This is a genomic window from Bradyrhizobium sp. WSM471 (assembly GCF_000244915.1).
Taxonomy (GTDB): domain Bacteria; phylum Pseudomonadota; class Alphaproteobacteria; order Rhizobiales; family Xanthobacteraceae; genus Bradyrhizobium.
In genome coordinates, this window is the sequence record NZ_CM001442.1 from 4345777 (window position 1) to 4358333 (window position 12557).

General features: G+C 64.4%; 11 protein-coding genes, 2 tRNA genes and 1 pseudogene. 13 read left to right on the top strand and 1 reads right to left on the bottom strand.

Translation table 11 applies throughout. The annotated features are described in order from the left end of the window. Positions 1-35 precede the first annotated feature (35 nt). From BRA471DRAFT_RS19320 to BRA471DRAFT_RS38965, 5 genes and pseudogenes are all read left to right on the top strand, one after another. Positions 36-770, top strand: coding sequence for a tRNA-uridine aminocarboxypropyltransferase (locus tag BRA471DRAFT_RS19320; RefSeq protein WP_007610227.1), 735 nt, complete (start codon positions 36-38; stop codon positions 768-770). A gap of 198 nt (positions 771-968) precedes the next feature. Then, positions 969-1685: an ABC transporter permease gene (locus BRA471DRAFT_RS19325; protein WP_035974106.1), complete on the top strand. Its 717-nt coding sequence runs from the start codon at positions 969-971 to the stop codon at positions 1683-1685. 166 nt (positions 1686-1851) lie between these two features. After that, positions 1852-2448, top strand: a pseudogene (locus BRA471DRAFT_RS19330) (ABC transporter ATP-binding protein); the annotation flags it as partial. A gap of 58 nt (positions 2449-2506) precedes the next feature. Further along, a tRNA-Cys gene (locus BRA471DRAFT_RS19335) sits at positions 2507-2580 on the top strand. 188 nt (positions 2581-2768) lie between these two features. Next, positions 2769-2915: a hypothetical protein gene (locus BRA471DRAFT_RS38965; RefSeq protein ID WP_007610232.1), complete on the top strand. Its 147-nt coding sequence runs from the start codon at positions 2769-2771 to the stop codon at positions 2913-2915. 86 nt (positions 2916-3001) lie between these two features. On the opposite strand, the gene BRA471DRAFT_RS19340 is transcribed toward BRA471DRAFT_RS38965, so the two are convergent. Beyond that, entirely contained in the window at positions 3002-3214 is a 213-nt protein-coding gene (locus BRA471DRAFT_RS19340; RefSeq protein ID WP_007610233.1) for a hypothetical protein, read from the bottom strand. A gap of 256 nt (positions 3215-3470) precedes the next feature. Here BRA471DRAFT_RS19340 and BRA471DRAFT_RS19345 point away from each other — a divergent pair, with 256 nt between their 5' ends. From BRA471DRAFT_RS19345 to BRA471DRAFT_RS19380, 8 genes are all read left to right on the top strand, one after another. After that, complete coding sequence (locus BRA471DRAFT_RS19345; RefSeq protein WP_007610234.1) at positions 3471-3734, top strand: hypothetical protein; 264 nt, start codon at positions 3471-3473, stop codon at positions 3732-3734. Between the two features lie 433 nt (positions 3735-4167). Then, positions 4168-5085, top strand: a complete 918-nt coding sequence (locus BRA471DRAFT_RS19350; RefSeq protein WP_007610235.1) for an ABC transporter substrate-binding protein — start codon at positions 4168-4170, stop codon at positions 5083-5085. Next, positions 5085-6707, top strand: coding sequence for an amino acid ABC transporter permease/ATP-binding protein (locus BRA471DRAFT_RS19355; protein ID WP_007610236.1), 1623 nt, complete (start codon positions 5085-5087; stop codon positions 6705-6707). Before BRA471DRAFT_RS19350 ends, BRA471DRAFT_RS19355 begins: the two co-directional genes overlap by 1 nt. A 49-nt stretch (positions 6708-6756) precedes the next feature. Next, positions 6757-7998, top strand: coding sequence for an acetamidase/formamidase family protein (locus BRA471DRAFT_RS19360; RefSeq protein ID WP_007610237.1), 1242 nt, complete (start codon positions 6757-6759; stop codon positions 7996-7998). Between the two features lie 258 nt (positions 7999-8256). Further along, positions 8257-10590, top strand: a complete 2334-nt coding sequence (locus BRA471DRAFT_RS19365; protein WP_007610239.1) for an acetamidase/formamidase family protein — start codon at positions 8257-8259, stop codon at positions 10588-10590. Between the two features lie 26 nt (positions 10591-10616). Next, positions 10617-11000: a RidA family protein gene (locus BRA471DRAFT_RS19370; protein ID WP_007610241.1), complete on the top strand. Its 384-nt coding sequence runs from the start codon at positions 10617-10619 to the stop codon at positions 10998-11000. A gap of 970 nt (positions 11001-11970) precedes the next feature. After that, positions 11971-12339, top strand: a complete 369-nt coding sequence (locus tag BRA471DRAFT_RS19375) for a hypothetical protein (RefSeq protein ID WP_007610247.1) — start codon at positions 11971-11973, stop codon at positions 12337-12339. 134 nt (positions 12340-12473) lie between these two features. Next, positions 12474-12548: transfer RNA gene (locus BRA471DRAFT_RS19380), tRNA-Asn, on the top strand. Positions 12549-12557: the final 9 nt, after the last annotated feature.

Sequence of the window (12557 nt, forward strand, 5' to 3'; positions counted from 1 at the left end):
TGTTGAACCGCCCTGCAAAGCGTATAGCGGCGACCATGTCGAACCCCACCGCCGCCGCGCCGGCCGATCCGATCCCCGAATGCCCGCACTGCCAGAAGCCGATGCCGCTGTGCATCTGCGACAGCGTCATGCCCATCAAGAACCGGCTCTCGCTCCTGATCCTTCAGCATCCGCAGGAGCAGGACAGGGCGCTCGGCACCGCCCGGCTGCTTGCGAAGCATTTCGCCGGTGCCACGCTGCGGGTCGGCCTGTCCTGGCCGAGCCTGTCCAAGGCGCTGGGGCAACCGATCGAGAACGCCTCGCACTGGGCCGTGCTCTATCTCGGCTCGGCGCACGCCACCGATCTCGAGGCCGAGGGCGAAATCCTGGCCCTCAACCGCAAGGGCGAGGTCGCGGACAACCAGCGCGCGCGCCTCGGCAAGCTCGAAGGTGTGGTGCTGCTCGACGGCACATGGAGCCAGGCCAAGGCCCTGTGGTGGCGCAACCCGTGGATGCTGAAATGCCAGCGCGTCATCCTCAACCCGGCCGCCCCATCGCGCTACGGGCGCCTGCGGAAGGAGCCTCGGAAGGACGGACTGTCGACCATCGAGGCCGCAGCGACGATCCTCTCCGCTCTGGAGAAGCGTCCGGACATCGCTGAGACGCTGAATGCCAGTTTTGAACGGATGTTGACCCGCTATCGCGAGGTCCAGACCGAGATGCCCGAATTGGCGCCGAAGCCGCCGGTGAAGGACCGCCGGCGCGGTGTCCGGCGGGGCAAGCGAGCCTGAGTCCGGTCCGGATCATCCGTACGGCCGATTGTCCCGCGAGAGGCGGGCGGATAGAGACCATCGGCCAACAGGCCGCGGTCTGCTATCCTGTCGCACCATCGGAACGCCGGAAGCGGAAGGGGCCGTCGCATTCAGCTTGCAGCCAAGGAGATCCTTGCCCAGGCGGCGCGGTTCGATCGTTGGGGCACGCTTGCCCTGATGGACATTTCGCTGCGCTACCGGCGCACCGTGATCGGCCCGCTCTGGATCACGCTGACGCTCGCGGCGACCATTGCCAGCGTAGGCACGGTCTATGCGGCACTGTTCAGACAGGACATCGCGAGCTTTCTGCCGCCGTTTGCCGTCGGCCTGATCGTCTGGACGCTGATCGCGACGACGCTCCAGGAAGGTTCCAACATCTTCGTGGCATCAGGCCATTTGATCAAGGCGGTGCCGGCGCCGCTGATCGTGCATGTGCTTCAGATGATCGCGCGCAATGTCCTCATCTTCGCGCATCATCTGGTGATCGTCGTCCTGCTCTATGTCGTGATGCCGTGGCCATTGCATGGGAGCATGCTGCTCGCGGTACCGGGCTTCGCGATCCTGGTCACTGTGCTGCTGGGCGGCTCGGTCGCGCTCGGCATGCTCTGCGCGCGGTTTCGTGACATCGGCTCGGCGATCGTCAGCGGCCTGCAATTCGTCTTCTTCCTGACGCCGATCATCTGGACCGAGGACAGCGTGCGCGGCACCGCGTTTTATTGGCTGATCCGCGCCAATCCGTTCGCGACGCTGCTCGATCTGGTGCGCAGGCCGCTGCTCTCGCAGCCGACCGATGCGGAGCAATGGCTGCTCGGGGTCATCTATGCGACCGTCGTGGCCGTCATCGGCCTCGGCTGCTACGCGAAATATCGCCATCGTGTGGCGTATTGGCTGTGAGGCACGAGATATGACCCCCGCAGCTCATATCGCGCTTCGCAACGTCTCGGTGAGGTTTCCGGTGCTGTCGTTCCGAGACCGCTCGCTACGCAGCCGGTTCGTCAGCGCGGTGACACTGCGGCGGAACACAGCGGTCCCGCACATCGTCTCCGCGTTGAATGACGTCAGCCTCGACATCCGTGCCGGCGACCGCGTCGCCATCATCGGCGCCAATGGCGCCGGCAAGACCACGCTGCTGCGGGTGCTCGCCGGCATCTACCATCCGACGTCGGGCAGCGTGGACGTGCTGGGCCGCTGCCAGCCGCTGTTCGATCTCTCGGCCGGATTCGACGAGGAAGCGACCGGCTACGAGAACATCATGCGGCGCGGGCTCGTGATCGGCGCGCGGCGCTCCGAGATCGACGCCAAGCGCGCGGAGATCGCCGCATTCACCGAGCTCGGCGACCGGCTCGACCTGCCGCTGCGCACCTATTCCAGCGGCATGATGCTGCGCCTGATCTTTGCGGTCGCAACCGCCGTCGAGGGCGAGATCGTGCTGCTCGACGAATGGATCGGCGCCGGCGACCAGCAGTTCCGCAAGAAGGCGCGGCAGCGGCTCGACGAGATCGTCGTGCGCGCCGGCATTCTGGTGCTCGCCTCGCACGACATCGAGCTGATCAAGAGCACCTGCAACCGCGCGATCCTGCTGGAGGAGGGGCGGATCGTGGCGGCCGGCACAACCGATGAGATTCTCGGCCAATATCTCGGCGGCGGGAAGGCGTAGCTGGTCCGGTCGGGGTTGCGTAAACCCGTGATCCCCTATATTGCTCCGCCCTCGTTGGGGCCACGTGGCGGAGTGGTTACGCGCCGGTCTGCAAAACCGTTTACTCGGGTTCGAGTCCCGACGTGGCCTCCATCACAACCTCCTGATATCTCAGCAACATTCGATCGTGTCGCGGCTGCTATGGGCCCGCGCGGGCGATGCATGCTGGCCGCGCACCCCGGGTTTGCCCGGAGGCCGGCGGAAACCCGCCATTCAGCCCGCTGGCATAGTCTTCGCATCTGCGAAGTGATGCATCCCAACGATCGAGCGCTGGAGAGCACGTGAGCGAAATCGTCCGATTTGTCCCGAAATCCGAGCTGGAGCGGGCCCGCCTCATTCGCGAGGCCCGCGCGATCTATGACAGCATCTTTCCGCCGGCCGCACCCGACCAGGCGCCGCAGGACGGCGGGGAGCGCGTCAAGACCTGATCGCGGGCACGCCGGATTTCGCGGCGTAGCGCCCATGGCAAAACGCCCGCGGAGCGCGGGCGCATCGGCTCACGGTGAAATTGGCCTTAGCAGGCCGCGTACCAGCCGTCGGGAAACGGCAGCAGGGGCCAGGCGCCCTCATTGTCATTGGCAGCTTTGGGCTTCGCGGAGGCGTTGGGCTTCGCATAATAGGTCCACGAGCGCGGCACGAAATCCTCCCCCGGCACGAACGCCAGATCGTCATGGACCATGGCGTCCTGGACGGCATCCAGCAGCAAGTTGAATTCGGCTTCGCTCATCACACCCTCCGGACCGCGGATGGCGCAATGTCGCAAAGCCGGTTTGTTTCCCGGTTGAGCCGATCGTTCGCATTTTAGCGATCGGCCAATCGGGTCCCGATTGGTTAGCGAGTCATGAAAATCCCCTTGGGGATGTTAGGTTCCTGCCGGGTGCCCGCAGTGTGAAGGAGGTCACATCGTCGGCTGTTTATTTCTCCTACCCCTTCGCACACCGGCCAACACAGGCCGGCGGGCAGGGCGGAACGGGAGAGTGGTCATGAAGGCGAGGTTCTTGCGATTTGCGGGTGTGAAAAGCCGGGCGCGCCGCGCCTCGACCGTCGGGCTGTTCCTGACGCTGTTTGCCTCCGCCGCCCATGCGCAGCAGGGAACGCCCGAGCAGCGCCGGGCCTGTACCCCCGACGTCTACCGGCTCTGCGCCGGCGAGATCCCCAACGTTCGCGCCATCACAGCGTGCCTGCGCCGTAACAGGTCAAGCTTGAGTGAGGCTTGCCGCGCCGTGTTCGATCAGGCCGGCGGCTGACATACCGGGCCTGTGGGTTTGTGCGCAGCAAGTGGCTCGCGCGGGCTCGCGAATCCGGCATAGTCGGCTTGTGGATAGACCTGTGGGTATGCTGCGGACAAGCTGTGGAAGGCCGTGATGTGCTTCGGATCTCGGGCGCAAATGCGTCCTTCGATTGTCATATCTCCGTCAAATGGCCTCACCGAATGATTTCTTGATCGTGCAGATCGCGGCGTAGCGGCAAGACTATTTGGTTCCCCCGAATTCGGAATTGGGTGCCGCGAGCATCCCTCACGCGCGAACAGTTTTTGGGCAGCCGCCTGCCCAAATGGCGGGCTCCCTCCGTCCAATTTTTTGTACGCCCGCGGACAAGCTTTCCGGTCCGCTCTCCTCCTAGGCTCGCTTCCGAGATCTGGAACATGGCCATTGCCATGACAATTCGAAGGAGCTGGAGATGGAGAGACCGGTATTGCCCCAGGCGCGGGGGAACGCGCGTGCATCGCTGTCTTGGCGCAAGGCCGCGCTCGGCGCCGCGGTCACTTTCGGCGCGCTGGCGGCTGCGCCCCTGAGCGCGCAGGCTGCGGCGCCTGCGGCCTGCGCCGCGCTCCAGGACAAATATCCGGACTGGAAAGGCAAGACCCTCGTCAACGCCATCAACCCGCACACGCCGGGCTACGAGACCATCGATCCGAAGGATCCGAGCAAATATATCGGCTTCGACATTGATCTGGGCGAAGCCATCGGCGAATGCCTCGGCTTCAAGCTGACCTACAAGCCGGTGACGTTCGCGGCGCTCCTGACCACGCTGGCCGCGGGACAGGCCGACATCGTCATCTCCGACATCTACGCTACCAAGGAGCGCGCCAAGGCCGCCGACTTCATCACCTACTCGAAAGTGTTCGACGGGGTGCTGGTGGCCAAGGGCAATCCGAAGGGCATCAACGGCATCAACATGTCGATGTGCGGCGCCGCTGCCGCCGAAAACACCGGCTATGTCGAGGTGCCGCTGATCCAGGCGCTGATGCCCGAGTGCAAGAAGGCCGGCAAGGCCGAGCCGACCGTCCAGCTCTACGACAACAACGCCAACTGCATCCAGGCGATCCTCGCCGGTCGTGCCGACACCTATGTCAACGACGTCAACACCGTCGACAGCGCGGTGAAGGCTTATCCGGACAAGCTGGAGAAGGCGACCGCGGTGACGATCCCGTATTCCGTCGGCATCGCCGTGCCGAAGGACAAGCCGAAATTCCGCGACGCCGTGCTCGCTGCCCTGATCGAGGTGCAGAAGGCCGGCACGCATATGGAGCTTCTGAAGAAGCATGGGCTCGACGTGAACAACTTCAAGGAGCCTGACATTCTGACGGCCGACTGATGTCGCTGTTCCTCCATTACCTGAGCATGCCGTATCTGCTCGAGGGCATCGAGCTCACCCTCGAGGTGACTGCCCTCGGGCTCGGCGGCGGATTGATCCTCGGATTGATCCTCGCCGGCATGCAGCTCTCCCGCTTCTGGCTGCTGGCGGCGATCGCCAGGGCCTACACCGTGATCTTCCGCGGCACCCCGCTGATCCTGCAAATGGTGTTCGCCTACGATGCGTTGCCGCATATCGGAATCAAGCTGCCGGCGGTGCTGGCCGCCGGCCTTGCGCTGGCCTGCAACGAGGCGCCCTTCATCGCCGAGATGCTGCGTGCCGGCGTGCTCGGCGTCGATCGCGGGCAGGTGACGGCCGGCCAGGCGCTCGGCATGACGCCGCGAATCCTGATGTGGCGGGTGATCGCGCCGCAGGCCATCCGCACTATGATCCCGGCCTTCGGCAACGAGGCCGTGAGCGCGCTGAAGAATTCCTCGCTGGCCTCGGTGGTCGCGGTCCAGGAGCTGACCTTGCGCTCGACCCAGCTTGCGTCCTCGACCTTCGACTTCTTCTCGATCTTCTTCGCCTCGGGCTTGCTGTACCTCGTGCTGACCTTTGCCATCAGCATCATCCAGCTTTTTGTCGAGTGGCTGCTCGACCTCGACCGCGCGAAGGGACGCCAGCGCAAGCTCGCCGATTATCTGCCCTGGCGCCGCGTCGATCTCGCCACCAAGCTCGAACTTGCCGCAGCGACCGTCGACGTCCCGGTGTCCGCACAGGCCGAGCTCACCGACACGCCGCCGCTGGCCTTGACCCGTGAGGAGCGCACCCGGCGTGCCGCGACGATCTCGCGCAACAACATCGCGGTCGAGACCAGGGACCTCACCAAGAGCTACGGGGCGCAAAAGGTGCTTGGCGGCGTCGATCTCACCGTGCGCGTCGGCGAGGTTGTCGCGCTGCTCGGGCCCAGCGGCTCCGGCAAGAGCACGTTGCTCCGCTGCATCAATCATCTCGAAAGCTGGGACGGAGGCACCGTGCGTGTCGGCGGCCGCCGCCTCGGCTTCGACGACGACGGCAAGCTGCTGCCGCCCCGCGCGATCGCCAATGAGCGGGCAAGCGTGGGCGTCGGCATGGTGTTCCAGCAATTCAATTTGTTCGCCCATCTCTCGGCGAAGGAAAACATCGCGGGGCCCTTGCGCTGGGTGCACGGCATGACCCGCATCGATGCAGATCGCCGCGCTGCCGAGCTGCTCGACCGGGTCGGGCTGTCGCACCGCGCCGACGCGCTGCCGCGGCATCTCTCCGGTGGCCAGCAGCAGCGCGTCGCCATCGCCCGAGCGCTGGCACCGAACCCCAGCGTGCTGCTCCTGGACGAGCCGACCTCGGCGCTCGATCCCGAGCTCGTCAGTGAGGTGCTGGAGGTGATCCGGCGGCTCGCCATCGATGACGGCCTCACCATGATTATCTCGACGCACCAGATCCGCTTCGCCGACGAGGTCGCCGACCGTGTTGCGTTCCTGAGCGGCGGCACGATCATCGAGGAGGGGCCTGCGCACGAGGTGCTCTCCAACCCCCGCAATCCGCTGACCGCGCGTTTCCTCAGCGTGATGGAAGCCGACAAGACTCCGGAGGCGGTGCGATGAGAGCCGCACCCGCAACGTTCAAGACCGCGTTTCCAGAAGAGGCCACCTCATGAAGCATCTCACGCTGCCGGTTTCGCCGAAAACCGTTCACTGGGGCTATTTCTCCAAGAAGGTCGCGCCGGCACTGACGTTGCGCTCGGGCGATCGCGCCACCATCGAGACGCTGACCCATCACGCCAATGATGACTACGAGCGCATGATCCAGGGTGATCCCGGCGCCGAGAGCGTGTTCCAATGGACGCGCGAGCACAAGGCAGTCGCGCGGCGCGGCTCGGGTCCTGTCGAAGGCCCCTTCATTCGTGGCGCAGGCGAGGGGATCGGCGTCCATCTCCTCACCGGTCCCGTCGCGATCGAAGGCGCCGAGCCCGGCGATATCCTCGAAGTGCGCATCCTCGATATCCGGCCGCGGCCGAGCTGCAGCGTTTGCCACGCCGGGCGCTGCTTCGGCTCCAACGTCGCCGCCAACTGGGGCTTTCACTATCACGATCTGATCGAGGAGCCGAAGCCGCGCGAGGTCGTCACCATCTTCGAGCTCGACACGTCAGGCGAGCCCTGCGCCAAGGCGGTCTACAACTACGTCTGGACGCCGCAGACCGACCCTGACGGCATCGTGCATCCGACCATCGATTATCCCGGCGTGCGGGTCGATCATGCCACCATCAAGAAGCGCGAGAACATCCTCGCAAGCGTCAAGGTGCCGGCACGGCTGCATTTCGGCACCATGGGGCTCGCGCCGTCGGAGGCCGATTTCGTCAGCTCGATCCCGCCGAGCTATACCGGCGGCAACATCGACGACTGGCGCATCAGCAAGGGCGCGCGGATGTTCTATCCGGTCGCGGTCCCCGGCGGCTATTTCTCGGTCGGCGATCCCCACGCCGCGCAAGGCGACAGCGAGCTTGGCGGTACCGCGATCGAGACCTCACTGACCGGCGATTTCGAGTTCGTCCTGCACAAGAAAGCCGATCTCGCCGGCACCAGCCTCGAAGGTCTCGACCATCCGATGCTGGAGACCGATCAGGCCTGGTCGTTCTACGGCTTCACCTATCCGAACTACCTCGCCGCGCTCGGCGCTGACGCACAAACCGAGATTGCCAATCATTCGAGTCTCGACCGTGCGATGCGCGACGCATTCAGAAAACTGCGCCGTTTCCTGATGACCGTGCACGGCTTGAGCGAGGACGAGGCCATCTCGCTGCTATCGGTCGGCGCCGATTTTGGCGTCACCCAGGTGGTCGACGCCAATTGGGGCGTTCACGGCACGATCCGCAAGAACATCTTCCGGTGTGACTGATGGGCCGTAGCCCGGATGGAGCGAAGCGCAATCCGGGTTTGTCACGGCGGACTCTGAAGGTCCCGGATTACGCTTCGCTCCATCCAGGTTACGAATCGCGCTCGACGTTGATATCCCGCTCTAACACTCTGAAGAACATCTCGTTTCCAGGATGAGCACCTGACCATTGAACCGCATCTGCGGCCCGTCGCTGCGACGGATGAGCACGTGCGTCTGGCACAGAGGTTGCTTCGATCCACTGCAATCTGGGTCGATCCGATGAGCTTCCGTCCCTTCACGAGCGAGTCCTACGCGCAAGACGACCGCCCCGAAGCCTGGCGGGACGTGCTGGCAGCGGTGGGCCTGCAGCCGGCGGCAGGCCATTTCTTCCTGGATGGGCACGCAACGGCGTCGCATCGCCACGCCGCGGGCGTCGCGCTGACGCGCATGGCGGCCGGCGCCCAGACCATCGGTCCGCACTCGCAGGCCAACGAAGACCTGCCGATTGCGCTGATGCCGGTCGAGGACGGCATGGTGCTCAAGAGCGCCGGCGGCCATCGCATCGTTCCGGTGGGCCATCTCGTGCTGCTGCCGCGGAGCGGGGACTGGAGCATCGTATTCCAGCGCGACATGCGCGCCGTCGTGCTGTCGGTGACATCGGAGGCGCTGCACGGCCGCCTCTCGGGCAGGCCGCGGCTGGGCGAACCCAGGGTCGTTCCGCCCAGCGGCTTTGCCGACATCTTTGCGCGCTTGCTGGACGCGACTGCGCGCACGCTCGACACGCTGAGCGATGCCGAATGGAATGCGGTCACGCAGTCGCTCGTCGATCTCCTGCTGACGCTCGCCCATCAATTGGCGGCTTCGACGTCGGACGCCGGATCGAGCGCGACGCAGTCGGCACTCCTGCACCGGATCTGCCAGACCATCGAACGCCGCCTCGACGATCCCGAACTGGTGCCGGCGCGCGTCGCGCAGGCCGAAGGAATCTCCGAGCGCTATCTGCAAAAGCTGTTCGAGACGGTCGGCGACAACTTTACTCACTACGTGCGCGAGCGGCGGCTGCAGCGCGCCTGGGCCCATCTGTCCAATCCGTCCGAGGCACATCGCTCGATATCGGAGATCGCCTACGCCTATGGCTTTGGCGATTCCGCACATTTCAGCCGCGCCTTCCGCCATCGCTTCGGACTGCCGCCGCGCGAATTTCGCCAGCAGGAGGCGGAGCGGGCGACGACGCAGCAGGGGATAGCCGGTCAGCGCGGCTGGCCGCAGGATGCGCTGGCGCAGCTTCGCGCCCACCCGACGAGCGCCGAGGCGCGCGGCAATCTCGCCCGCACCGACATCGATGAGCCGAGAACGGCCGAACGCAAGCATCATCATCTTCCGATCGAAGCTAACCGTGTTCATTGGGGATATTTCAGTCGCACGTTAAAGCCGCAGCTCGAGATCAATTCGGGTGATACCATCACGATCGAAACGCTGACGCAGCATGCCTCCGACGATCCTGAGCTGATGATCGCGGGCGACGCGGCCGCCGAAAGCGTATTCGGTTGGACCAGGGCGAGGAAGAACGTGGATCGCCGCGGCGCGGGTCCGATGGATGCCAGCATATTCGGGCGCGGCGCCGGCGAAGGCTTTGGCGTGCACATCTGCACGGGGCCCGTGTCGGTGAAGGACGCCCAGCCCGGGGACGTGCTGGAGGTGCGGATCCTCGACATCGTGCCGCGCACAAGTCGCCATCCGAAACATTCAGGGCGAGTGTTCGGCTCCTCGGTTGCGGCCTGGTGGGGCTATCATTACGACGAATTTCTTTCAGGGCCGAAGCCGCGCGAGGTCGTGACGATCTACGAAATCTTCGACGACACCGACGCGCCGTATGCCCGCGCGCTGTATTCCTACCGCTGGGAGTCGCAGACCGACCCGTTTGGCGTGGTGCACGCCACCTACGACTATCCCGGCGTTCCGGTCTTGCCCGGCACGGTGAAGCGCCGCCACGCCGTGCTCGACGGCATCCGCATTCCCTTGCGCCCGCATTTCGGCGTGATCGCGGTGGCGCCGCGCGAGGTCGATTTCATCGACTCGGTGCCGCCGTCCTATTTTGGCGGCAATCTCGACAATTGGCGCTTGGGGAAGGGAGCGACCGTCTATCTTCCGGTCTCCGTTCCCGGCGCATTGTTGTCCGTCGGCGATCCCCATGCCACGCAAGGCGACGGTGAATTGAGCGGCACCGCGATCGAATGCTCGATGACGGGAACCTTCGAGGTGATCCTGCACAAGAAGGCCGACCTTGCCGGTCGTCCCTTCGCCGATCTCTCTTATCCCCTGATCGAGACCGAATCCGACTGGGTCCTGACCGGATTCAGCCATCCCAACTACCTCGCCGAGTTCGGCGCCCAGGGCCAGAGCGAGGTCTACGCAAAGTCCTCGCTCGATCTCGCCATGAAAGATGCGTTTCGCAAGATGCGACGCTTCCTGATGAACGTGAAGGGGCTGAGCGAGGACGAGGCGATCGCGCTGATGTCGGCCGCCGTCGACTTCGGCGTCACGCAGGTGGTCGACGGCAATTGGGGCGTGCACGCGATCATCAGCAAGCGCCTGTTTCAAACCTTCCCTTAAGAGACGCGCCGTAACAAGGAACCCCAGTGAAATTCCACATGATCAGCGGCGGACCGAAGCCGGTCGCGCCCTTCAGCCACGCGGTGGAGACCGACGGCTTTGTCTTCGTCACCGGCCAGATGCCGGACACGCCGCAAGCACCGGGCGTGTTGCCCGACGGCATCGTCGCGCAGACGAGGGCGGTGATGGAGAATTTGAAGGTCGTCCTGGCGGGCGTCGATCTCGCTCTCGAACACGTCGTGATGACACGCATCTATCTCACGCGTTTCAAGGAAGACTACACCGCAATGAACGAGACTTATCGCGGGTTCTTTCCGCCCCACCGCCTGCCGGCCCGCACCTGCGTGGGCGTAACGGGGCTTGCCTATGACGCACTGATCGAGATCGATCTGGTGTGCCGGAGGCCGTGAGTTCGGCTTTTTGTAGCCCGGATGAGCGAAGCGAAATCCGGGACCGCCGCTCGAACGAGTCCCGGATATCGCTTCGCTCATCCGGGCTACAATCCCTTGCGTTGCCTGTCGGGCAAAACACCCAAACCGCGGGTCAATCCGCTCGCGCGAAAATATTCCACTTTACCGAAATTCGGCTTTGGCGTATTCATCTCGCCACCTCATCCCGGTCAGAGGGGCGTATCGCGATCGTCACGAAACGTGGGATGGGCTGCGGTGGACGCGGGCAGCATCGGCGCGAAGGGCTTCGCAGGGCGGCAAAACCGTGAGCGAAGGCGTCGCGCACACGACCGGTGCTGACAGCGTACGGCAAAACCGTGTCGTCCTGACGCCCGGGGTCTGTGCGTCAAGTCTTGTGGTGATGTGGGCTGCCCGACCGGGCATCCGCATCAGCCATCCGCAAGGCGACGGGGGCAATAGTGCATCGCTCCCCGGGGAGAGCTCGGCATAAGCCGTCAAACCACTGCGCAGGGAAGGCCGTGTGTTGGGCTTCACCTGTATGCCGCTGTGCAGCCTCTTGTAGCGCAACCTTCGCACAGTGGACCGTGGGTGCCAGCCGGCACCCGGTCTTCCCTGCGCCCTCTGACGAGGAGGGTGTACGCGACGAAGCAAAGCTCGGGCGAGATGCGTCGCGAGGACGCGAAGTTGTGCCTGCGACAAGGATCATTCCGCGGTGCCGGTGCCCGCCCCAGAGACAACAAACCCCGCCGATCTATGAATGCCGGTTCATTGCTGCGGAGAATTCGAATCGGTAAGAATTCGCTCGTTGCGCGTCTCGCGTCGTGCAACGAACCGGGGGCGCATCGATCGCGTCTTGAACCTTTCGATTGCGCCTCCGACGAATCCTTCAAGGCAACGCCATTGGTTGCCGCGGCGCCTGCGCCGATCGACGTCAGGCACCGACAGCCCGTTTCGATCGGGAGAATTTCATATGAAGTATTTTCTGTCTGCACTGATCGCGGTCGGTCTATCGATTGCCGCCGCGCCGTCGTTCGCGGCTGACGCCCGCAACGTCACCGTCGTCAACGAGACCGGCTATGCCATCAAATTCCTGGGCTTCAACGCCCCGAACGATGGCATGGACGAATGGGACAACGAGCTGGAGAAGGTTTTGCAGAACCAGGCGAGCACCTATGTCGAGTTCGACGATGACGACGAAGGATGCGTCTGGAATGTCCGCGTCGACTGGCAGAACTATGACGAGACCGTGCTCTGGAAGAACGTCAACCTCTGCAAGTTCACCGCACTTCGGCTGCGCTACGATTCCGGCACCAAGACCACTTCGTTCGTCGCCGAGTAACTTGACCTGAGGCCAGGCGGAGGAGAGGCCGCGTGCCCTTCCTCGCGGCAATGTGCCAGATAGCGAATTCGTCCTTTGCAAGCGCAAGCGGCTTTGTTATACGCAGCCGCGCGCGAACGACGGGTTCGCCCTTTTCCTCGGTAGCTCAGCGGTAGAGCATCCGACTGTTAATCGGATGGTCGCTGGTTCGAATCCAGCCCGGGGAGCCAAATTCCGCT